The following is a 21,508-nucleotide window of genomic DNA, read 5'->3' on the forward strand; positions in this document are numbered from 1 at the left end:
GAAGAGAATATAATGTATTACGCTGAAATCACTGGCTGGGGAAAATGCCTACCACCAGCCATTTTAACAAATGACGAACTAAGTACTTTTGTCGATACCTCTGATGAATGGATTCAAACCCGAACAGGAATTGAATCACGCCATATCAGCCATGTTAACACCTCGAAACTTGCCGAAATTGCGGGGGCACGAGCCTTAGCCGCTGCAGGAATTCATGCTGACGAACTTGATCTTATTATTGTCGCAACCTGTTCACCAGATACATTGATCCCTAATATTGCCTCGAAGGTTCAACGTGACCTTGGCGCAAGCAGAGCCGCAGCATTCGATATGAATGCGGCTTGTACCGGCTTTCTTTATGGTCTTGAGACCGCCACCCGTATGATCCAGGCGGGAAACTACCAACATGCTTTGGTCATCGGTGCTGAACGTTTATCGTGGTATTTAGATTGGAGCAAACGCGACACCGCAGTGTTATTTGGTGATGGTGCAGGTGCAGTCGTATTAAGTAAAAGTGATAAGCCGGTTGGCGTACTACAGGCACAATTAGGTTGTGATCCTAAAGGACGAGATGTCTTAGCCATTCCTGAATTTGGTACGGCAATGGACAGGTTTAATCCTGACGCCGGTCATTTTGATTTCCACTTTGTCGGTCGTGATATTTTCCGTCGTGCGGTTCGAGGCATGGGAACGGCAGCCAATACCGTACTTGACCGCGCTCAGCTTAGCAGTAGTGATATTGACGTCGTTATTCCACATCAGGCAAATAAGCGTATTATCGAAGCGCTATGCGAACACGCTAAGATCCCACTCGATAAAGCATTTATTAATATCCATAAATATGGCAATACCTCGGCTGCAACAGTGCCAATCGCACTTTGTGAAGCTGTCGAAGAAGGCCGTATCAAACCTAACAGCAAAATATTATCAGCAGCATTTGGTGCTGGCCTGACCTGGGGTGCCACCGTCATCCAGTGGGGGGAACGTACCACACCAGTCCATCAATCCGACATTGAGTTACCGGTATGTGAACAGTCAGCCAAAGATTTACTAAAAAACGCCATTGAGCACTGCATTACTCAAAAAGAGACATAATCATCGTCTTTTATGCGATTAAAAAAGCCAGTTTTGACTGGCTTTTCTATTGCTGGCAATAGCTTTACCACTAGCGCAGCCGGCGACCACGATTCTTATGGATTTTACTTTTTGCTTTGGCCCTGCGCTTCTCTAATATTGAGCTACGGCGATTATCCACTGGAGCCAGTGTAGGATCAGGTTCATAACCTTCTAACCATTCCTGAGGTAGTCGGTTATCGAGTAGTTCTTCAATCGCTCGCAGTGCCCACTCCTCATCATGGCTCATCAATGAAATAGCACGGCCAGTCAAGCCTGCGCGGCCCGTTCTACCGATACGATGAACATAATCCTCAGCTTTAAAAGGCATATCATAATTGACCACAAAGCCAAGCTGTTCAATATCAAGCCCTCGGGCAGCAACATCTGTCGCAACTAACGCTCTGACCTTTCCATCTTTGAATTCTGACAGCGCACGCTGTCTGGCGCCCTGGCTCTTATCGCCGTTAATTGAAACCGCTTTAATGCCATCTAAAGAGAGCTCTTTCGCGAGCGCATCTGAACCTTGCTTTGTTTTGGTAAAAATCAGTACCTGATGCCAGTTTCTGGCTCCGATCAAGTGTGACAGTAATTCACGCTTACGATGTTTATCGACCGGATACACAATTTGCTCAACACTATCGGCGGCACTGTTAGCCGGCGTTACTTCAATCAATTTAGGCTCGTTAAGAATCGCGTATGCAAGCGTCTTAACTTGTTTAGAGAAAGTCGCAGAGAAAAACAGTGTCTGACGCTGCGCTGGCATCCGCTTCATAATACGTTTTATGTCTACGAGAAAGCCCATGTCTAACATGCGGTCGGCTTCATCCAGCACTAAACACTCAACACGGGACAGATCAACCGTACCGACAAAAGCGTGGTCCAATAAACGACCCGGGGTAGCAATCAGAATATCAACACCCGCTTTCAGGACCTTAACCTGAAGCCCCATACTGGTACCGCCGTAAGCAACAGCCACTTTTACCGGTACATTTTTGCTATAAGAAACCACGCTATCGTATACTTGCTGTGCTAATTCACGGGTTGGTGTTAGAACCAAGGCACGAATAGCATTAGCTTTTTTGTCTGTATTTTCAGTTTCCAGCAAACGATGCAGCATGGGTAAAGCAAAAGCAGCCGTTTTACCGGTTCCTGTTTGTGCACCGGCCATAATGTCATGCCCTTCCAACACTTGTGGTATGGCTTGTTGCTGAACGGGGGTTGGCGTATTAAAACCTAGCTCAGTGACGGCGTCGACTAACTGGCTATTTAGGCCTAATGCTTGAAATGACATTATGTTTTCCTACAAATGAAACAGTATAGAGCGCGGATTTTAGCAGATATGTTTTGACCAATCACATTTAATACTAATAATGTGATGATATATTTCAGACACAAAAAAGCACCGTTCCGGTGCTTTTTATCAGTGAGGCAGTGATTATACCAATTGGTTACTTTTGAATATTCAGGAAAGCAGCTCCGCGAACACCGCCCGCATCACCGTATTTTGCTTTAACAATCTTCGGTACACGCGCAACAGAGAGCAGATGTTTAGGTATACGCTTCGGTAGCTCTTCGTAAAGAAGCTCAAAGTTAGATAAACCGCCACCTAATACAACAGCGTGCGGATCTAAACAAGTAAACAGATTGGCAAAACAAATTGCCAGCAATTCCAGAAAGCGTTCAACATGCTCGACGGCTTTTTCTTCACCTTCAGCATGAAGCTTGATGATCTCAATCGCTTTCAGTTTTTCGCCATAATAGTGGGCATATAGCTGCTCAAAACCACGACCAGATAAATAGTTATCGATACAACCTTTATTGTCACAGCCACAGGCAAATAGCGGGGCCTTTTCACCTAAGTGGAACCATGCATCGATAGGCATACGAGTGTGGCCTAGTTCGCCAGCTACGTGATTCATGCCCGAGAACACTTTGCCATCAAACACTAAACCGCCACCAAACCCCGTACCCAGGATCAAACCTAATACTGATTTTTCATCTTGCAGCGATTCATCCCATGCTTCAGAAAGCGCGAAACAATTTGCATCATTATCAATAGACACGCTACGGCCGAGTTTTGCTTCTAGATCTTTACGTAAAAAGCGCCCTTTGGCAGCAGGAATGTTCGAGGTTAATACCGAACCATCACGCGCGTCTTCCATGCCAGGAATACCGATGCCGACTAAGCCTGCACAGTCAAATTTCTGATCGGCTTTTTGGATGATATCAACAATAGTATCAACCAGTTTATCGTAATCATCACCAGGTGTTGCTACACGCTCTGTTGCTACACGCTCTGTTGCTACACGCTCAAGTTTTTCATCAAATGCACCAAATTCAATCTTGGTTCCGCCTACATCAAAGCCGTAGTACATCTTTCACTCCCTAAATTTAAAAATAAAACCTTTCATTCAAAACTTGATCGTCGCTGTTCACTGCAACTATTTCGTTCAAGAACAAAAAAGTGTTGTTGAACGAAATAGCAGAAGGGTTTTATCAAATAAAACTGAAAAAATTATCCACACATCTACACCTACAGACTGTGACCAATAGCTAATTTAGTGTGCGATTTTCCGGTAGCCGCTCGCGTTTGCTGAAAGAAACAGCAAAATATTACATTTAGAGCTGTGTTGTACTCATTATCAGGTTGTTTTTTAACAAAGAAATCCATTTCTTTATACCCAGTAACGTCAACACTGAATTTGGTTCAGGCCGCTGTGAATTCAAGATTTGTTGCCAATTTATCTTTTAGCATGTTAATTGCTGCATCATCAGGCAACAGACGGTTCATTTTTCCGGTAATATAATTTTCACGGAACACATCAAACCAAAGATCAAGAATTTCTGCATTATCGCTTTCACCAAACAAATCAATAATACGGGCGGCAACCTCGGCGGTACCAAGCTGATTCTCTTTTGACGCTTCTCTTACCTTGTAGCGAGAAGGCTTTTCCGGGCTAATCGACAGCACCGGAAATCGGTCCAGATACGGGCTTTTACGAAACATTTTCTTTGCTTCTGCCCAGCTGCCATCGAGCATGATAAATAACGGACGTTTGCCCTCGTCAAGCTCAACGTGAGTCGCGATTCGCTCAGGGGCGGCATATTCTGCGGGAAAAACCACATAAGGCTGCCACTGCGGATCATTGATCAGCTCTAGCATTGCCTGGTTGGGCTCGGTACGAGACCAGATATAAGCAAACGTGTCTTCAAACAAATCCGCAATGAGTCGTCCCGTATTACTCGGTTTTAGAATCTCATCATCAAACATCACCAGCAAGAAAGCAGCATCAGATTCAACTGTTGGTTTTTCACTACAAATGCAGAGATGAGTGCGTAGCATACAATGACGACAACGCTCTACCTTACAGCCTCGCGCTCGAAATGGTCGGGTTGAACGAGCAAGTCGTTCTTCATATAAATCATGTACAGCGTGAATGCGCATAGCGGCTCATTATCTAAAACAAAACGCCAGCATTTTACTGGTGCATGATTTACTTGCAATCAAAAGTCGCGTTCTGCAAGAAAATAATGACGACATAGCATCATTTTTATCAGAACAATATCCAAACGACAGCAACAAAAAAGACGACCTAAGCCGTCTTTATCACTAAATCACCGATATATTCTAGCGGGCAATTAATTGTGCAAGCCGATTGCACTATCAAATAGATTTTTTACCAGGCCGATATAGTCTTCTAAGAAAGTAACCTGTTCATTCGTCGGACACCGACGCCATGCGCCGGCTAATACTTCACTCAGGTCATCAACCACCGCATCCGCTTCTCGCATCAGCATAAAGCGAAAATCTGATTCTAAGTCAGGATTTTGAGAAAACACGACCATTAAGTTTGTTGCAATCATATCGGTCACAACATCTTCAACGGTATCTGTAGATACATCAGAACTCACCGTTTCAAACAGCGAAAGGTGCTCAGTAAAATATTCAATCAGCGCGTGATAACCTTCAGATTCAACTACCATAATGATTCATTCATAATACTTACAATTTTATTAATTGTAAGGCTAATGATTAGAATTACAATGCTTCAATGCACGGAATTTACGATTAGGCGGTATCTTTTGCTAGGTTGACAATTTGCTCATAGAGCGTGGTTTGATTGCGTCCAGACTGCTTTGACTGATATAACGCCTGATCGGCTTGTTCCAGCCATTCGTCATAACTACGCAGGCCTGGATACCACTCACATATACCTAAGCTGATCGTTACATTAATACTTCTAACGTCTACCGAGACACTGGCTTGTTCAACTCGCTGGCGTAAGCGTTCGGTAAAGTACAGTCCCATCTCTGCCGCCGTGCTAGGCAGGATGATCCCAAACTCTTCACCGCCATAACGCCCTGCGATATCACTCTGACGTTTCGTTCTTCTTAATATACTGGATACGATACGAATAACACCGTCACCCGCGATATGACCGTAGGTGTCATTTACTCTTTTAAAGTGGTCAATATCGAGCATCACCAAAGTCGATGGGATCTGGGTCTGGCGACAACGTTCGAACTCCTCGGCTAGGCAGCCTTCCCAATGCCCGCGATTAAACAGTTGAGTAAGACGATCTGTCATACTCAAATGGGTCAATTGCTTGTTTGATTCACGAAGATGAGTTTTATTTTTGGCAATATCAGATACATCGGTGACCGTCAGACAAATATGGGACATGTCACCGTTCAATGACTTCAGTGGGGTAAGTGTCATATTCTGATACATAAGCTCAGAGCCACCAGATACCGGGCTAAAGTTAGAAAAGTTAAAAATTGAAGGTCGATCTTCCCAGGATGTAAATGAGCGCATTCTGAGCTTGAACGTGGATTCAATCTTGTTTTTCAGCCACTCTTCAGGTAAGTCTTTCACCGTATCAAAAAGATTCTGCCCCATAATACGTTCAGAGGATATACCACTATAAGCCTGCATAAACGTATTCCACGCCAATACAGTGTAGTTTTTGTCTAAAATAACCACCCCTGCATCAATGTTGTCCATCACCTGCATGGTAAGGTGAAAATCTGCTAACGTGATTTGATTCAATGTAGTGTATCCATAATTTTGCTTATGACTTGGGTTGAGCCACTATCCATTAAAAACAACACATCACATTCGAGATCTAACGATTCAGCGTGATACGTATACTCCACGGTGAAAAGCTCTGATGTGACATCGTCAGTTTCATTCCATACCATATATTCTTCCAGAACAATAGGTTGGCGAACTGAAAAGGGGATATTCATTTGTTCAGAAAGTGCAACAAGAAACGATGACACCATTAAATTTGCTATATCTATTACAATTTCGTTCTTGTGCTCATCCATCTGACTAAAACCTAAACGCTCACCAAAAACGGCTATGTCTTTACCTCGTAAACAAACCAGTGCTTCACCGTGAATCCCCCCTCCAACAAAGCGCTGTGCAATCGCAATCGAATTTCCGTTATTCTTTATATCGGTAATGGCCATTGCCAACTCCCCTACTCCCATATGGGCAACATTGGGTAATGGCATCTTAATAAACTCACCGAAATGATCAGAAATGATCGCGGCACCACGCCCTAAAGCCACGTTAGCAACTTCTTTAAAAATACTTATATAATCAAGTTCTTGCTCTGCCAAATGTACGGATAGATCCACCGAACGGGCAGTAATGCCGAGCTCTGCAAGTAACGTCGTGAATTGTTCGGGAGCAAAAGGTTTCGCTAAAAAATGATCGGCACCAAGTTCGATACAGCGTTTAATGGCCTGCTTTTGCACATCGGCGGATAAAATTATAATTTTTGTATCATAATCACGTACAGGCAATGATCTCAGTACTTCAAAGCCGTCCATTACTGGCATCGTCAGATCTAAAAACATCACATCAATATTATGCTGACTCAAACACTCAAGCCCCGCCTTACCGTCTTCGGCATAATGCAGGTTCAGTCCGTCGTCTTCAGGTAACAAACGTAAAATTGCTTTGTGCACTAATGTTGAGTCATCGCAGATGAGTATGTTCTTCGTAATTATCACTAGCCGAGTGCGCCTCTGGATGTCATATCGTAAAAAAACCTTATAATAATCGATTGATCTATCATTCATAATCACTACGTATGAAAATTATTGAATAAGTGACATAGATCTTCTTTTACTGTTTTCCATATTATTATTTTTTATAAACACACCATGAAATATAATGCTTATTATTCTCTAAACCAGTGGTTTCGCCATGGGAACAAGAATTGCTCAAAACGTAAAGTGCCTTATCTGCGTATTGAAGAAGAAAACGGCGATGTTCAGTGGATGCTCTGAATCCAATGACATCATTGCACATTTAGGAAATCGCTTCGCCTAACGCTCACCAGGTAACTTCTGATAGGAAGACAAAAACATCGAATCAGTGAGCCATCTCTACTACTTCAATTTATAGCGGTGCATTTTATGGTATTTAGTGACACACTGTTTTTAACTTTATAACTAGCTAGTTTTACGCCAACAATTAAGTTAGCTGCACGCTGACACGGGACAATGAATGAAACGAACCAAAACCATTTCCACAGACGATATCCTGCTTAAACTTTGTCAGTCCTTTTCAAATGTTTTATCAAAAGCAACCGATAGCCAGATTAACTATTCTGCTATGGTTCAAAAAATCAACAAAACCAGCCTGAAGCCTGATATTGGCTGTTTTGTACTATTTGATGGCGGTTTCACAGGCCTCGTCGTGAGTAACTTTTCTCAACAGGCGGCACTTGAGCTTTACAAAGAATACATGTTGAAAATGGGGATCTCAGAAGATGAATTAGCAATTCACCATACTTCTGATGAAGTTGCTGATGTGCTTGGTGAATTAATGAACCAGGTTGTTGGCGATTTTACCAGCAAGATACGCCGAGAATTGAATATTTCGATTTCTCAAAATCAACCAAAAATGCTGGCTTTGAATAAGCAAATTCTATTATCAGTTGATACTAACTTAGATCGTCCTCAGGCACGACGTGTCAGCTTTACAACTGAAAAAAACAACATTTTCTATCTCGAACTGGCTATGGATAAGACTGAATTTATCCAACTTGAAGAATTTGAACAACATACTGAAGTTGATCCGGATACTATTTTCGACAATGCAAAAAAGAGTCAACAAGACATCGCAGCACAATCTGCAGCGAATCAAGACGTGGATTTAGATCTGCTTGATGAGCTCGGTATTTAATTTATCGTTAAGAGGCACCTTAAGTGCCTCTTATTTCTGCCTGTCATATACCCAAAAGAAGATTCGTTTTGCTAGACTTTATTGAATCACCCATGCTTTCAAGAGGTATGTTTCATGCAGAACCCACGTGACAAACCCAAGATGAGCTCGCAGCTATTCTCTGCTGTTGCACCGTTTCTGACAATCATTATTCCTTCTGTATTCATCTCACCTTCTGTACTGGCAGAGAAAATCACTTATGCCGAACTTAAACGTGGAGATGTCATCACGGTGAATCTTGATCAACTCCTCCCCACCCAATCAGTGCTTGCCTATGACAAAGAATTTTCAAACCTAGGGCGTTATGCCGAAAACCTTAAATTTATGTACGACGATCTTTGCCAGGTCAATGGTGCAAAAGGTATAAAAAAATGGACGGAGGATTCACTCCCCACCGATATGAACTCATATCAATGTATTGATAAACCAGGCAAGCACATTGATGATCTGTCAACCGTCATAGTTGGCCCTGAAAAAGGAGTACTCTATCTAACAAACAACCACCATATATTATCAACTTTTTGGGATATGCCTAATGGTGGCACCAGCGTACCTGTCGTGCTTAAGGTAGAATACAATCTGCTGGATTCTGGTGATGATTTCTGGCCTGAAATGCTTAACGATAAAGAGGTATGGCTCTATGATAGCAAAGGCAAAAAAATCAAATCAAAAGACCTGCCTGAATATCTAGGCTCCAAGCAGTTGAAACATGATAAGTACCTTTCTTTAGTCTATTTCCTCAAGGGCATTAGCTACGAAACATCTAAACCAAAGAATGAGATCCCTTTCCTCGAACTCTACTGGTCTCAAGTTTTACGTAAACAAATGAAGATATCTGAATACGATCTCAATATTCCTGATGAGTATGCGATGGCATTGACCGAAGCAGCAACCGTGATGGTCGATTTGAAATCTGATGCCATTATCGGAAAATCAAATAAAACAGCCAAAGAAATGGGACAGCTGAGCCAAGTCAACACCAAAGCACTCGAAGCTTTGTTGACTGACAGTAAATCCAAATGGCACTATGCGATGGCCTATCGGCTAGCCAAAAAAGAAAAGACAACTCCGAAAAGCTTATTGAACGATAAGAAAGAGTTACCAGAAGAAAGCGCTAAAGAAAATGATAAAGCAGCGCCAGAAGAGAAAGAGATTAAGAAGTGACGCTCGGTATTTCAGAAATCATTGAGTATTAGCGTTACCGGAGAGATGACACTTGACGGTGTATGTAGACACTGATTAAAGATCAACTGCAATAATGCAACTGATCTTTTTTGCCAATTTAGTTCATCAATTCACCGAGGCCTACTTGTGGCGTGCCATCATCTGTATAACTAATTTCGCACTTTACGATCTCCCCCAGAGTCTCAACGTGCGTATAATCGTCATTTGCGAATTTTATTGCCGCTGGAGAGCTTAACCATTCACCATAACCACACAAGTCCGCCCAGCTTATCTTCATAACTTTCATGATAATTAATCCTTTTCGGAAGGTTCAACTAATACAATAACGACAATTGGCATATTGTCATGCCGATATGACAACCATCCCATATAATTGAGATATATAGATCTATTCGTATGATTTCTCAAAATTAGTAACAGGTAATTTTGTGTAACAGATCAATATTACGTTCAAAATCGGCAGCTTATTACCAGCCCAACATCTGGCAACGAGGACTTAATCTGGGCTGCCTTTAATTCTGCCCATGTGCGTCTGTTATATTTGTAAACAACTACGGGTAAATATGATCTCGTTAAGAGTTACATTTGCTTATAAAAAAAGACTTGCACTGATCAAGTAATCAACATCGAATGAATGCATTTACGCGCATATATTTAGTTGATATAAAGAATATACAATGAAGTGGTTTGTTCGAATTGGTGTTGGTTTGATCGGCTTGTTGGTGCTGTTAGTAGGAGTGGTGCTGGTACTACCGGCATCGGAAATACCGAAACCGGATGGCGCCACAAGGTTGGTATCACTGAGTTTGAAGTCACCGAAGGTGACCAGTTTGTTCATGTCACGGCCTGGTATCCGGCGAACGCAAGTGCTGATGGTGAACGATTAACTTATATGCCAGCGTACCTAGCCGCAGCATTAGGCGCACAACAGGGGTTCCCGGGCGAGCTGATGACGGATGAGCGTCCGACAGAATCAATCATTAATGCTCAGGTGCTGACCGGACAACACCTGTACTTCTCTTCGATCACGGTTATGGCTCCTTTGCTCAACAGAACTTAACCAATATGGAGCAGCTTGCAAGTCATGGCTTTATCATACTGGCATTAGGCCATCCCGGTCATAGTCTGATTGTTAAACGGATCAACGGTGATTTAGTACCTCAGCAGAGCTGAGTTGCTATCAGCGCGGACGATTTCAATGTTGAAATGTCAAACAATATTTCGACACATTATGATCGTTTACGTCACAGCCAATCTTTGGCTGAATGGCAGCAACAAATGCAGCAGTATGAACAGTCTATTATGAGCAATGCGATTATCAGTTTTCAGGCATGGCTGAATAATAATCAGCGGTTACTTGACGCACTGCCAGATATTGCCAGTGGTGAACAACAAACACTATTAACCGGACACTTGGATCTCGACAAACTGGCAGCATTGGGTCACTCGTTCGGTGGTTCCATAGCTTCACACTTGGCAATGAACGATGAGCGGGTTAAAGCTGGTTTCAAAACGCAAGCAATGCATTGCTTGTACAGTTTTTCCATCAGCACCTGAGAGAAGGCCAACCATTGCTTGCGCCTGAAGGTGTTGAGCTACGGCTGTACTAAAAGAGCACATGTAATACCAACTCTATTAATTATATAACAATTCAGAATACCACTGGGAGTCAAGTTCAAGGATAGCGATTGATTGAAGAGTGGTTCTCTTTTGAAATCGCTGCCCCGCCACTTTAGGTTCAGCCGTAACAAACCTCAAATTATCACTAAAGATTATGGCAGGTTCAAAAGTCTATCTGTCAGTTCTTGGTATTGATTATTACTGATGAGCAAGGATAATAACATTCATTGTTCATATTACTAATGTTGCCTGTAATGCGCCTTGATAAATTTATTTGTAAAAGTACCACGCTAACCAGAGTTGAAGCAACGCATGTGATTAATGCAGGGAATGTAATAGTAAATGGTAATGTGATTGAAAGCGAATCAACTCAAGTTCATGAAAACAATACCATTACTCTTAATGGCGAAAAGCTGATTTCGCGCAGTTCACGTTACATAATGATGCATAAACCTCTTAATACCATTTGCTCAAACGTTGATGAGGTTTATCCGTCTTTATTCAATTATATTGATATCGAGAATGCATCTGAAATGCATATAGCAGGTCGCTTAGATGCTGATACCACAGGGTTGGTGTTGGTAACTGATGATGGTCGCTGGTCATTCAATATCATCACGCCGAATAAAAAATGTGAAAAGGTTTACCGTGTTGGTTTGCGTGACTCTATCACTGATGATGTTGCTTTAAAATTTAAAAAGGGTGTCCAGTTACAAGGTGAAGAAAAACTGACTTTACCGGCTAAATTAGAAATTGTGAATCCAAAAGAAGTCCTTTTAACGATTACCGAAGGCAAATACCATCAAGTTAAACGTATGTTTTCAGCAGTAGGTAATCGAGTTGTGTCATTACACCGTGAAAAGATAGGTGACGTAAGTCTAGATATTGAACTCGGTCAATGGCGTTACTTAACGGCCGGTGAAGTAGAGTCCTTTTAAATTGCAAAGATGATGAGGTGTCAATTTCGAAGGTTGTATTATTTAAATGAAATCAGGTGATGGGTTACACACGCCATTGTCGGTTTGGTTATTTTACTAAAGCAAAAGGTGAATTTGTTGCCGAAATGGTGCTTGTGGAGAAAGATGGTCGATTTCTCGTTGACCATGCGATGGTGTTCTAGACTATTAACATAGTAGCCCACTTCTACGTCAAATAAACTCAGTCTGAATCCTGCAAGGTGAAATCATTTAGGGTCGTAGTTAAATAGGATTCCCACATTAAGGATTAAATATATGAAGAACTTTGTTTCAGGAGAATCAAGCTGCCTATGCGGAAGCGTAAAAATAAAAGCAAACACTATCTGTCCTGAAATCACAGTGTGTCATTGTGATATGTGCAGAAAATGGGGAGGAGGACCGGCCCTCGCACTACATTGCGGAACAGAGATAGAAATAGATGGGAGTGACAAGCTAAAAATATACGATTCATCTGATTGGGCAGAGAGAGGATTCTGTGAGAACTGCGGCACACATCTATTTTATAGAATAAAGGGAACTGGCGAATATAGTATCCCGGCAGGATTCTTTCCCAATTTAAAAGGGCTGAAAATTGAAATGCAGTATTTCAGCGATCAAAGGCCCGATTATTATTGCTTCGCGAACCAAAGTAAAGAAATGACAGCAGCAGAAGTATTCGCCAAATATTCTCCTCCTGAGTAGGCACTTATCATGCAGGCCAAAAGCACATCATAATGTGGTGCCCTCGCCTTCGTGCAGCCTTCGCGTTGTCAAAAACCCCAGATGAAACTCACCATTATAACCTACTGCTTTTTATGATTTTTCATAACAAACGTATCTAGCTTGTTGGCAAAGTTCTGACGATCAGCTTGATTCAACGTCGCAGGGCCACCTGTTTGAATTCCGCTGCTTCGCATGGTTTCCATAAAGTCACGCATCTGTAAGCGCTGCTTAATCGTGTCTTTGGTGTACATTTCACCACGAGGATTTAATGCATGAACCCCATTCGTGATCAATTCATCCGCTAAGGGAATATCTGCGGTGATCACCAAATCCCCTTTTTCAGCTTGCTGAACAATGTGATTATCTGCCACATCAAAGCCCGCCGGAACTTGTGTTGATCGAATATGTGGTGAAGGCGGTACTCGCACATGGTGGTTTGCAACTAATGTCACCATGATCCCGACTCGGTTTGCCACACGAAACAAGATCTCTTTAATCACATTCGGACACGCATCAGCATCAACCCAAATCTGCATCTTATACTCTTTCCTATTTTGTTCTTCATGAGTGAACATCATTTTATACCAATTGGCATAACAGACAAAAAAGCCGCCATTAATTAACGGCGGCTTTTTTAGCTTCTATCGTTTGCCCGTATTTGAAAACTAATCGTGCAAACCAATAGAGCGGACTAATAGATTAGCCTGTAATACCTTGCTTACGTAGGTACTCTTCGTAAGTACCGTGGAAATCTTCAATGCCATCTTTTGTGATTTCAAGGATGCGAGTTGCAACCGAAGATACAAATTGACGGTCATGAGATACAAACATTAATGTACCTTTAAAGTTCTCAAGCGCAAGGTTCAATGCTTCGATAGATTCCATATCCATGTGGTTGGTTGGCTCATCCATCAGAAGGATGTTTGCTTTTTGCATGATTAGCTTACCAAACAACATACGACCTTGCTCACCACCAGAAATCACTTTTACAGACTTCTTGATGTCATTTTGTGAGAACAGCATACGACCAAGGATACCGCGAACAACTTGCTCGTCGTCACCTTCTTTCTTCCATTGGCCCATCCAGTCAAGAAGTGTCATATCTTCTTCGAAGTCTGCGCTGTGGTCCTGAGCATAGAAGCCGATATTGTGGTTTTCAGACCACTTGATCATGCCTTCCATTGGTTCCATAACACCAGCAAGGGTATTAAGGAAAGTTGATTTACCGATACCATTCTGACCGATGATTGCGATACGCTCGCCCACTTCAACCATTAGCTTAACGCCGTTGATTAGAATGTTCTCACCGTAGCCTTGTTTCAGACCTTCCACTTCCAGAGCATTACGGAAAAGCGGTTTTTCCTGGTCAAAACGAATGAACGGACTTTGACGGCTTGATGCTTTAACTTCGCTAAGCTGGATCTTGTCTAGCTGCTTCTGACGAGATGTCGCTTGTTTTGCTTTCGATGCGTTAGCAGAGAAACGGCTTACGAACGTCTGAAGTTCAGCCATCTGTGCTTTCTTCTTCGCATTATCAGCATGTAGCTGTTCGCGAGATTGCTCTGCCGCGATCATGTACTCATCATAGTTACCAGGGAACAGGCGAAGTTCACCGTAATCCAGATCTGCCATGTGAGTACAAACACTGTTTAAGAAGTGACGGTCGTGCGAGATGATGATCATTGTGCAGTTACGTGCCAACAAGATCTCTTCCAACCAGCTGATTGTGTGGATGTCCAAGTTGTTCGTCGGTTCGTCAAGAAGCATTACGTCTGGTTCTGCGAACAGTACCTGCGCAAGAAGAACTCGTACTTTAAGACCCGGTGCAACTTCGCTCATTAGGCCGAAGTGCTGCGATTCAGGAATACCAAGGCCTAGCAGTAGTTCACCCGCACGCGCTTCAGCAGAATAACCGTCCATTTCTGCGAATTCTGTTTCTAAATCGCCAACACGCATGCCATCTTCATCTGACATTTCAGGTAAAGAATAGATACGGTCACGTTCTTCTTTAACAGTCCAAAGCTCTTTGTGACCCATGATTACGGTATCAACAACAGAAAACTCTTCGTACGCGAACTGGTCCTGACCCAGTTTAGCCATACGCTCATTTGGATCTAATGAAACAGTACCGCCTGACTGCTCTAATTCGCCGCCAAGGATTTTCATGAATGTTGACTTACCACAGCCATTCGCACCGATTAGACCGTAACGGTTACCGCCGCCGAATTTAACTGAAATATTTTCAAACAATGGCTTATCGCCAAACTGCATTGTAATGTTAGCTGTAGAAATCAAGGTACTGTTCCATAAATAGTATATGTATCAAGCATTAAAAAAGCCGACTTCATCTGCCAGCTTCTTCAATTTTAATTGCGGCGAAGTATAGCAGGTTTCGTGAACCACATCACTATTAATAATGATTGTTTATCCATCTTTGTAGCCCGCCGCGCAGTGTGGCACAGGGAGCCGCTTAGATTGGCTGTAGCCCGCCGCGCGGTGTGACAAAGGAAACCGCTTAGATTGGCAATTGGGTATTTGTCAGCAGGCAGCAGTTGGTGCCAGCCGTCGTCTGACTGGTTTAAGTCAGCGGCCAGTACGGCAACCTTACCGGTACGGTTGGCAGATAAAACTGCCTGAGCGATTTGAGTGCGTTTTGATGTTTTCATAGCGCCATTATGGCGCTATTTAGTCAGGTGGCGTGGTGGAAGGAGTTCAGGATTATCGCAAACTCAAAATTGGACAGTTAGGTCTTTTGCTCTAATGAGGGGCGGCGGATTAGTTTAAAGCATGGGATGTCTCCGTTGCATTAGCGATTTATATCGAGATGATTTAGGTTTTTTTATTAAAAACCGAACTTAAATATTACAAACTTTCAATTGATTTCCAACATGCATCGGCCAAGGTTAAATCCGCTTTACGGCGATGTTTTGAGGGTTAAACTTGCCCATTCAGCCTATTAGGTACTTGAAGCACCATCGGTTTTAGGGGACATAAATGTGGTTTTATGAAGCCCGTCATACCAGCATACCAAACTTGGTGATATAACTTATCTAGTATAGTTAACAATGCATTTTCCACGGGAAATATGAAAATTCGAGAGATAGTTAAGGATAGAACAGCGTATATGAGAAATATTACGCCATTTAATATTTTGCGCTGGCTGTCTGTTGTCATGTCAGTTTCGATGATAACAACATTGTTATTATCTGGGTTTGGTTTGTATCACCTCTATACTGACTATATCCTCAAACATGTAGAACAAGAGGCTGTAAGTATCAGCCGAGCCTTTTTAGCATCTAATCATACGTTGTTGCTTCCACCATCAAAAAAAGAAAGTCATCAACCAAATATCGCAAACATAGATCCTCAAAAGTTGGACGAGGCGTTTCATAATTACCTCCTGCCTTTTAATGTAATTAAAATAAAAGTTTTTTCTATGGATGGAAATATTATTTATAGCTCCGAACCAAGTCTCATAGGCCAAATTGATCGAGGGAATATACAACTCAACAAAGCTCTCTCTGGTTATATTGTTTCAGAAATGAAAAGTAAAGATGAAATGGTGGATTTGGAGAATGAATTGCGTTTTGATGTTGATATTGTCGAAACCTATATACCTATCTATAATTCAACGGGCTTGATCGTTGGATGCTTTGAAATGTATCAGGATATAACTGGTTTTCAAGGCGCTGTTGTTCGAGGTGTTTCTTTAGCTGTTTCAGTATTAATTTTTATTTTCCTTATGGTTTTTCTTGTGGCATTCAAAGTGGTTAATATCACCACAAAAAAGCTAATACTTGCTCAGAATGAATTGCAAGCCTTGGCTTCAATAGACTCATTAACGTCCGTTTATAATCGCCACCATATTTTCAAGCAATTAAAGGTCGAATCTTCTCGTGTATTTAGGGATGGTGGGGATCTCAGTATCATTCTATTCGATTTGGATTTTTTCAAAAATATTAATGATTGTTACGGACATCAAGTTGGTGATGAGGTTTTACATGAGGTTGCAAAACAAATTCAGAATAACGTTCGAGAATACGATGTAGTCGGTCGCTATGGTGGCGAAGAGTTTTTGGTAATATTGCCGAACACTGATAAAGATAGTGCAGTAGAAGTTGCGGACAGAGTGCGTCAGTCTATCGAAAATAATATTTTTGAATCGTATAAACAGATACTCTCGATTACAATCAGCGCTGGCGTGTCAGTACTTATCTCTTCTGAAACAAGCATCGAACAAATAATTAAGAGAGCAGATGACGCTTTATATTCAGCAAAATTAAATGGACGCAATCAAGTTATGGTTGATTCCGTTGAGGTTGTAACGGAAGAAATGACTAGCCCAGTGATGGGAGGTATCACAGATTTCCATACCGATTAAGTAATGCTTTAAATTTGAAAAGTATTGTAGAAATTTGGCTCGTTTACTTGCTCTGAAAAGTTACTCCCATTCCTATATCGACCAAATAATTTATCCATAGAGAATACAAGTAGCTATATTACGGGTATTAGTTCTGTGTTCGGAGTAAAACAAGTTGTGTAAGTGCACACAATGATGAATGGAGGTCTGCCAGTGGAGGGCTTTCTGATTTATTATGCTCAGAAAAAACACATTAGAGAATGTATTGAAAACTGATATTAACAGTCGATAAATGAGCAAATGTACTAACACGCAAAGGGGCGTGCGACGCAAAGTCGTATGAAGCGCTGTTCACCGCTTAACGTGTGAACCATCTGTATCACCAGATGAACCTAGGGCTCTGAATAAAGTAGCGAGCCTGACAATGTAACGAAGATTGGTTGTTAGCCAATCGGGATCTGAATCGTGAGAGAACGATCCTCCTGATAACCACAATCGGGTGAGTGCTAGGTAGTCAGCATGATGAACATATGTGAATCCGTTTAAGGTGCGTTATGTTATGAAACAGCGGAAGTGGTTAATACGCTGTGGCCAAAAGGCACGAGAGTCGGAAAGAGATTGCCCCATGCTCTTTCGTGATCATTGAACTCTCCGCACCATAGCGGACATCTAAACTGACATTGCGCGACATACGGAACACGGTAAGCCTGTACCACTCCCTCTGGGAAAGCCTTTGTGGCCGATAGTGATGCAGGTATAGGAGGTTGGAAAAAGCGAAGGCTGCATTGTAACGATGCAGATACAGAATTATCTGATCACGAAAGTGAGCCCACTTCCGACTGGTCTCCCGTTGCGAGAGTATTTAAAGAACTTTATTCAAGGAGAAATGCAAATGATGATTTCAAAAGAGATTACTGCCTCTCCTGACAGCGCTCAATGGCAGTCAATCGACTGGAAATCCGTTGAGTCGCATGTATTAAAGCTTCAGATGCGTATCGCAAAGGCAACTCGAGAAGGCAAACACGGCAAAGCGAAAGCGTTGCAGTGGATACTGACTCACTCGCGTTCAGCAAAGCTTCTCGCTGTTAAACGTGTATCACAAAACAAAGGCAGTAAAACGCCTGGAATAGACGGCGTTATCTGGAATACAGATACCCGCCGCATGAAAGCAGTAGTTCAGTTGAGCAGGAAGGCATATCAAGCCAAACCACTCAAGCGTATCTATATCCCCAAAAAGAATGGCAAACTTAGACCTCTTGGTATCCCATGCATGATAGACAGAGCACAGCAAGCGCTCCATCTTCTTGCATTAGAGTCAGTGTCAGAAACACTTGCCGACCCTAACAGCTATGGATTTAGACCAAACCGTAGCACTGCTGACGCAGTTGACCAGTGCTTCAAATGTTTGGCTCTAAATAGATCCGCTAAATGGGTTCTTGAAGGGGACATCAAAGCCTGTTTCGACAAGATCGGACATTAATGGCTCAATGAAAACATTCCAGTAGATAAGCGAATGTTGAATCAATGGCTAAAATCTGGATTCATGGATAAAGGTTTGCTCTATCGAACTGACGAAGGTACACCTCAAGGCGGGATTATTTCTCCGACCCTGATGTTACTAACACTTGCAGGGCTCGAACAAATTATTAAATCTACAGCTCGTAAGAAGGGATGTAGAGTCAACTTTATTGGATACGCAGATGATTTTATAGTCACCGGTGCTTCGAAGGAAGTTCTGATGTATGAAATCAAACCGCTTATTGCTAGGTTTTTAGAAGAGAGAGGCTTAACACTATCTGAAGAGAAAACGCATGTCAGTCATATTAATAATGGATTCGACTTTCTTGGTTTTAATCTAAGAAAGTACAACGGGAAACTACTCATCAAGCCGAGTAAATCCAATGTTCTATTATTTTTAAGTAACATGAGTGAACTCATTAAGAAACATGAAACCATACCAGTTAATAACCTCATCAAAATGATGAACCCTAAACTGAGAGGTTGGGCGAACTATTATCGTCATTGTGTTGCTAAACAGGTATTCGGATACGTTGGGCACAAACTATTCTATGCGTTATGGTACTGGGCAGTAAGGCGTCATCCTACCAAGTCTAAAACATGGGTAGCCCTTAAATACGTCATCAACCGAAAAGGCCAATGGCAATTTCACGGTTGGCAGAAGATCATGGATATGGATTGCCAATTCAATCTATTCCAGATAGCCAAAGTGCCTATTGAGAGACATGTGAAGATCCGAAGTGCGGCTATACCTTTCGATCCTCAATACCAAGAATACTTGGCTAGGAGAAAATCGAAAAGGCAAGCACGTAACTCTTGGAACGATCCTGCTCTGACTGCTTTATAAGTTGCTGGGTATCCAACGATGCCTTTGTAGAGGCTTGAGCCGTATGCAGTGAAAGTTGCACGCTGGGTTCTTAGGGGGACGGCACTTGGTAACAGGTGTCGTCTACCCGACAGAAATAATTCAGCCTAGCAAGGCGGCGCGCAACTCTTTCTGTTGGACCTCAATCTCTGATCTGGGACATCACCACTCAGGTCTCTCAGTATATCCCAGGAATCAACCGATAGCGCACGCGTCGTGCATAGTCTCGATAGCCCGGCAACTCTTCCTGTAAAGTCTGGTCTTCGAGTACGGTTCTAATCACCGCGATGATTGATGCCACCGCCGCAGGAATCAGTGTCCATACCGAGCTCAGAGCAAGAACAATACCAAACAGTGCAAGAATATTTCCGGCATAACCCGGATGCCGCACAAACCGGTATGGGCCACTGTCACACACCACATGCCCTCGATCCGTCTGAATACGCACCACGCTTGAGAAAAAGCGGTTCTCTGCCAATGCCCATGCAGCAAAAGCGTATCCGAGCGAGATCAAAATGAAGCCAATTACGATGAGCCATTGCGCAAATTCGGAGGACCAGTTATAGCGGTGGTCAAGCCCTGCCACAATGACCATAGGAAACCCGACACTCACCGCCATCAGTGGAGCAAGCACTCTGTCCCAGGCTTTTGCGTTTTTGATATTTTTAATATTTTGTCTTTCGGCTGTTAATCCGGGATGTCTTTGTTCCGCCCACATGCGCCCACCAATACCTGCAGCCAGGATCAGCATGGAAAATAGCCACGCCTGCCACCAGCCGAGGTCCCCACCGCATATAAATAAAATCAACGGGATTAAGAGATACACCACAATTAATCTGATCCACTGGCGGGGGGATACTGTTTGGGCTTCCTCTTCATTAACCGTCTTTGCTGACATGTCATTCCCCAAAATAAAGTGGATTTGAGTGTGTGCCTAACGCTCCGCTCAGGCGCCACCAGCCAGAGCAGGATTGACCTGCACCCAACTTTCTAGCCCACTGATAGGTTAGAGCTTTAATCAACTAAATACATAATGAAGCATTAGATAATTTAGGACAATTAACAGACAAGTCCATTGTAGGGAGCGATTACTCTAAATTGATAAGGGCGGATAGGCGACACCCGTTAGCGAGTGCCGCCCTCCTAAGATGTATGGACTCCCTCTCCTCGGAGAGCTACGTTTTAAGTTGACCAAAACCTAACCAGAGTCCATACAATGAATAAATATAATATTATCGCTATTGATCTAGCAAAAAATGTCTTTCAGGTTTGTAAAGTTAGCCCACAAGGAAAGGTTTTATACAATCGGGAGATAAGTCGAGCAAAGCTGAAACAGCTTTTAATCAAAGAAAAGCTTTCTTTAGTGTCCATGGAGGCATGTTCCAGTGCTCATTATTGGGCGAGATATGCAAAGGAAGCTGGTCACCAAGTCAAAGTCATCAATGCTAGATCGGTTAAAGGATTTCAAACAAAACAAAAAACCGACAGGAACGATGCTCTTGCGATTTCTACCGCTTCATCTCTCGACCATATTCATAGCATACGAATTCAGTCGGTAGATGAGCAAGCTATGCAGTCCATGGAACGAGCCAGAAATTTGCTCTAACTAATCAGATTGCCCAAAGTAATCAGATCCGTGGATTGTTACTTGAATTTGGAATTATTCTCCCACAAGGGCTAGCGGTACTAAGAAAAGAAATTCCGTTTGTTCTTGAAGACGCTGAAAATGGTTTACCTGATAGATTCCGATCTGCACTTTTGCGTTTGTGGGAGCATTTACTAATTCAGATTGTAGTGATGAGATGGTCTCCTCCCTCTCCCAAACGGCGTCATAATGCGCCAAGATAGTGTTGTTTCTACTATCTGAAATCGAGAAGGATAAGACCATGGTTAAGCATAAGATAATTGGTATTGATCTGGCA

23 protein-coding genes and 1 pseudogene are annotated in these 21,508 nt (G+C 42.5%); 12 read left to right on the top strand and 12 right to left on the bottom strand.

The genetic code is table 11. The features are described from left to right. The first annotated feature begins 12 nt into the window (after positions 1 to 12). Positions 13 to 1,095 (top strand): ketoacyl-ACP synthase III, encoded by a 1,083-nt coding sequence (locus tag C9I89_RS07350; RefSeq protein ID WP_170107648.1) that lies wholly within the window; start codon positions 13 to 15, stop codon positions 1,093 to 1,095. 70 nt (positions 1,096 to 1,165) lie between these two features. On the opposite strand, the gene C9I89_RS07355 is transcribed toward C9I89_RS07350, so the two are convergent. The 6 genes from C9I89_RS07355 to C9I89_RS07380 all read right to left on the bottom strand — a co-directional run bounded on the left by C9I89_RS07355 (position 1,166) and on the right by C9I89_RS07380 (position 7,134). Next, entirely contained in the window at positions 1,166 to 2,407 is a 1,242-nt protein-coding gene (locus tag C9I89_RS07355; protein WP_107282694.1) for a DEAD/DEAH box helicase, read from the bottom strand. Between the two features lie 157 nt (positions 2,408 to 2,564). Then, positions 2,565 to 3,491, bottom strand: a complete 927-nt coding sequence (gene nagK, locus C9I89_RS07360) for an N-acetylglucosamine kinase (protein ID WP_107282695.1) — start codon at positions 3,489 to 3,491, stop codon at positions 2,565 to 2,567. A 332-nt stretch (positions 3,492 to 3,823) separates the two neighbouring features. After that, positions 3,824 to 4,561 (bottom strand): tRNA-uridine aminocarboxypropyltransferase, encoded by a 738-nt coding sequence (locus C9I89_RS07365; RefSeq protein WP_107282696.1) that lies wholly within the window; start codon positions 4,559 to 4,561, stop codon positions 3,824 to 3,826. Between the two features lie 194 nt (positions 4,562 to 4,755). Continuing rightward, on the bottom strand, positions 4,756 to 5,100 hold the full coding sequence (locus tag C9I89_RS07370) for a DUF3802 family protein (protein WP_107282697.1): 345 nt from the start codon (positions 5,098 to 5,100) through the stop codon (positions 4,756 to 4,758). An 85-nt stretch (positions 5,101 to 5,185) separates the two neighbouring features. Continuing rightward, the gene (locus tag C9I89_RS07375; RefSeq protein ID WP_107282698.1) at positions 5,186 to 6,166 is read right to left on the bottom strand and encodes a GGDEF domain-containing protein; all 981 of its coding nucleotides are present in this window, start codon (positions 6,164 to 6,166) and stop codon (positions 5,186 to 5,188) included. Then, positions 6,163 to 7,134: a response regulator gene (locus C9I89_RS07380; protein ID WP_170107654.1), complete on the bottom strand. Its 972-nt coding sequence runs from the start codon at positions 7,132 to 7,134 to the stop codon at positions 6,163 to 6,165. Before C9I89_RS07380 ends, C9I89_RS07375 begins: the two co-directional genes overlap by 4 nt. Positions 7,135 to 7,639: 505 nt before the next feature. Here C9I89_RS07380 and C9I89_RS07385 point away from each other — a divergent pair. Together C9I89_RS07385 and C9I89_RS07390 are read left to right on the top strand one after the other, a co-directional pair. After that, a complete protein-coding gene (locus C9I89_RS07385; RefSeq protein WP_107282700.1) occupies positions 7,640 to 8,320 on the top strand; it encodes a DUF3334 family protein in 681 nt (226 codons plus the stop codon). A 114-nt stretch (positions 8,321 to 8,434) separates the two neighbouring features. Next, complete coding sequence (locus tag C9I89_RS07390) at positions 8,435 to 9,523, top strand: ParB/Srx family N-terminal domain-containing protein (RefSeq protein WP_245905426.1); 1,089 nt, start codon at positions 8,435 to 8,437, stop codon at positions 9,521 to 9,523. Positions 9,524 to 9,641: 118 nt separating this feature from the next. On the opposite strand, the gene C9I89_RS07395 is transcribed toward C9I89_RS07390, so the two are convergent. Further along, on the bottom strand, positions 9,642 to 9,830 hold the full coding sequence (locus C9I89_RS07395; protein ID WP_107282701.1) for a hypothetical protein: 189 nt from the start codon (positions 9,828 to 9,830) through the stop codon (positions 9,642 to 9,644). 396 nt (positions 9,831 to 10,226) lie between these two features. Between C9I89_RS07395 and C9I89_RS07400 the strand changes: the two genes are divergently transcribed. The 6 genes from C9I89_RS07400 to C9I89_RS07420 all read left to right on the top strand — a co-directional run bounded on the left by C9I89_RS07400 (position 10,227) and on the right by C9I89_RS07420 (position 12,822). Beyond that, positions 10,227 to 10,604, top strand: coding sequence for a hypothetical protein (locus C9I89_RS07400; RefSeq protein WP_107282702.1), 378 nt, complete (start codon positions 10,227 to 10,229; stop codon positions 10,602 to 10,604). A gap of 5 nt (positions 10,605 to 10,609) precedes the next feature. Next, entirely contained in the window at positions 10,610 to 10,717 is a 108-nt protein-coding gene (locus C9I89_RS23040; RefSeq protein WP_107282703.1) for a hypothetical protein, read from the top strand. Between the two features lie 33 nt (positions 10,718 to 10,750). Further along, entirely contained in the window at positions 10,751 to 11,101 is a 351-nt protein-coding gene (locus C9I89_RS07410) for a hypothetical protein (RefSeq protein WP_107282704.1), read from the top strand. Positions 11,102 to 11,418: 317 nt separating this feature from the next. Further along, positions 11,419 to 12,102: a pseudouridine synthase gene (locus C9I89_RS07415; RefSeq protein WP_107282735.1), complete on the top strand. Its 684-nt coding sequence runs from the start codon at positions 11,419 to 11,421 to the stop codon at positions 12,100 to 12,102. Between the two features lie 59 nt (positions 12,103 to 12,161). Beyond that, on the top strand, positions 12,162 to 12,284 hold the full coding sequence (locus C9I89_RS22940; protein WP_281258250.1) for a hypothetical protein: 123 nt from the start codon (positions 12,162 to 12,164) through the stop codon (positions 12,282 to 12,284). A gap of 112 nt (positions 12,285 to 12,396) precedes the next feature. Next, entirely contained in the window at positions 12,397 to 12,822 is a 426-nt protein-coding gene (locus C9I89_RS07420) for a GFA family protein (RefSeq protein ID WP_107282705.1), read from the top strand. 101 nt (positions 12,823 to 12,923) lie between these two features. On the opposite strand, the gene C9I89_RS07425 is transcribed toward C9I89_RS07420, so the two are convergent. The 3 genes from C9I89_RS07425 to C9I89_RS07435 all read right to left on the bottom strand — a co-directional run bounded on the left by C9I89_RS07425 (position 12,924) and on the right by C9I89_RS07435 (position 15,509). Further along, positions 12,924 to 13,379, bottom strand: coding sequence for a YaiI/YqxD family protein (locus C9I89_RS07425; RefSeq protein ID WP_107282706.1), 456 nt, complete (start codon positions 13,377 to 13,379; stop codon positions 12,924 to 12,926). A 163-nt stretch (positions 13,380 to 13,542) separates the two neighbouring features. Beyond that, on the bottom strand, positions 13,543 to 15,138 hold the full coding sequence (locus C9I89_RS07430) for an ABC-F family ATPase (RefSeq protein WP_107282707.1): 1,596 nt from the start codon (positions 15,136 to 15,138) through the stop codon (positions 13,543 to 13,545). Positions 15,139 to 15,209: 71 nt separating this feature from the next. Further along, on the bottom strand, positions 15,210 to 15,509 hold the full coding sequence (locus C9I89_RS07435; protein WP_107282708.1) for a hypothetical protein: 300 nt from the start codon (positions 15,507 to 15,509) through the stop codon (positions 15,210 to 15,212). Between the two features lie 458 nt (positions 15,510 to 15,967). Here C9I89_RS07435 and C9I89_RS07440 point away from each other — a divergent pair, with 458 nt between their 5' ends. Next, a complete protein-coding gene (locus C9I89_RS07440) occupies positions 15,968 to 17,224 on the top strand; it encodes a GGDEF domain-containing protein (protein ID WP_170107649.1) in 1,257 nt (418 codons plus the stop codon). Positions 17,225 to 18,095: 871 nt separating this feature from the next. Beyond that, positions 18,096 to 19,568, top strand: a pseudogene (gene ltrA / locus C9I89_RS22650) (group II intron reverse transcriptase/maturase). 196 nt (positions 19,569 to 19,764) lie between these two features. On the opposite strand, the gene C9I89_RS07455 reads toward ltrA, so the two are convergent. Beyond that, positions 19,765 to 20,484: a methyltransferase family protein gene (locus C9I89_RS07455; protein WP_107282710.1), complete on the bottom strand. Its 720-nt coding sequence runs from the start codon at positions 20,482 to 20,484 to the stop codon at positions 19,765 to 19,767. A 318-nt stretch (positions 20,485 to 20,802) separates the two neighbouring features. Between C9I89_RS07455 and C9I89_RS07460 the strand changes: the two genes are divergently transcribed. Next, a complete protein-coding gene (locus tag C9I89_RS07460) occupies positions 20,803 to 21,192 on the top strand; it encodes an IS110 family transposase (RefSeq protein ID WP_245905427.1) in 390 nt (129 codons plus the stop codon). Between the two features lie 54 nt (positions 21,193 to 21,246). Here C9I89_RS07460 and C9I89_RS22770 read toward each other — a convergent pair. Next, positions 21,247 to 21,508: hypothetical protein (locus tag C9I89_RS22770; protein ID WP_245905428.1), on the bottom strand; the 262-nt coding region annotated here is incomplete at its 5' end.

This window comes from Photobacterium lipolyticum, assembly GCF_003026475.1.
Lineage (GTDB): Bacteria > Pseudomonadota > Gammaproteobacteria > Enterobacterales > Vibrionaceae > Photobacterium > Photobacterium lipolyticum.

What these genes read in the sequence shown, in the direction of transcription:
- C9I89_RS07350 (WP_170107648.1), top strand. Translation starts at nt 13, where the DNA reads ATGTATTACGCTGAAATCACTGGCTGGGGAAAATGCCTACCACCAGCC.
- C9I89_RS07355 (WP_107282694.1), bottom strand. Translation starts at nt 2,407, where the DNA reads ATGTCATTTCAAGCATTAGGCCTAAATAGCCAGTTAGTCGACGCCGTC.
- nagK (WP_107282695.1), bottom strand. Translation starts at nt 3,491, where the DNA reads ATGTACTACGGCTTTGATGTAGGCGGAACCAAGATTGAATTTGGTGCA.
- C9I89_RS07365 (WP_107282696.1), bottom strand. Translation starts at nt 4,561, where the DNA reads ATGCGCATTCACGCTGTACATGATTTATATGAAGAACGACTTGCTCGT.
- C9I89_RS07370 (WP_107282697.1), bottom strand. Translation starts at nt 5,100, where the DNA reads ATGGTAGTTGAATCTGAAGGTTATCACGCGCTGATTGAATATTTTACT.
- C9I89_RS07385 (WP_107282700.1), top strand. Translation starts at nt 7,640, where the DNA reads ATGAAACGAACCAAAACCATTTCCACAGACGATATCCTGCTTAAACTT.
- C9I89_RS07390 (WP_245905426.1), top strand. Translation starts at nt 8,435, where the DNA reads ATGCAGAACCCACGTGACAAACCCAAGATGAGCTCGCAGCTATTCTCT.
- C9I89_RS07395 (WP_107282701.1), bottom strand. Translation starts at nt 9,830, where the DNA reads ATGAAAGTTATGAAGATAAGCTGGGCGGACTTGTGTGGTTATGGTGAA.
- C9I89_RS23040 (WP_107282703.1), top strand. Translation starts at nt 10,610, where the DNA reads ATGGAGCAGCTTGCAAGTCATGGCTTTATCATACTGGCATTAGGCCAT.
- C9I89_RS07410 (WP_107282704.1), top strand. Translation starts at nt 10,751, where the DNA reads ATGTCAAACAATATTTCGACACATTATGATCGTTTACGTCACAGCCAA.
- C9I89_RS07415 (WP_107282735.1), top strand. Translation starts at nt 11,419, where the DNA reads ATGCGCCTTGATAAATTTATTTGTAAAAGTACCACGCTAACCAGAGTT.
- C9I89_RS22940 (WP_281258250.1), top strand. Translation starts at nt 12,162, where the DNA reads ATGGGTTACACACGCCATTGTCGGTTTGGTTATTTTACTAAAGCAAAA.
- C9I89_RS07420 (WP_107282705.1), top strand. Translation starts at nt 12,397, where the DNA reads ATGAAGAACTTTGTTTCAGGAGAATCAAGCTGCCTATGCGGAAGCGTA.
- C9I89_RS07425 (WP_107282706.1), bottom strand. Translation starts at nt 13,379, where the DNA reads ATGCAGATTTGGGTTGATGCTGATGCGTGTCCGAATGTGATTAAAGAG.
- C9I89_RS07435 (WP_107282708.1), bottom strand. Translation starts at nt 15,509, where the DNA reads ATGAAAACATCAAAACGCACTCAAATCGCTCAGGCAGTTTTATCTGCC.
- C9I89_RS07440 (WP_170107649.1), top strand. Translation starts at nt 15,968, where the DNA reads ATGAGAAATATTACGCCATTTAATATTTTGCGCTGGCTGTCTGTTGTC.
- C9I89_RS07455 (WP_107282710.1), bottom strand. Translation starts at nt 20,484, where the DNA reads ATGTCAGCAAAGACGGTTAATGAAGAGGAAGCCCAAACAGTATCCCCC.
- C9I89_RS07460 (WP_245905427.1), top strand. Translation starts at nt 20,803, where the DNA reads ATGAATAAATATAATATTATCGCTATTGATCTAGCAAAAAATGTCTTT.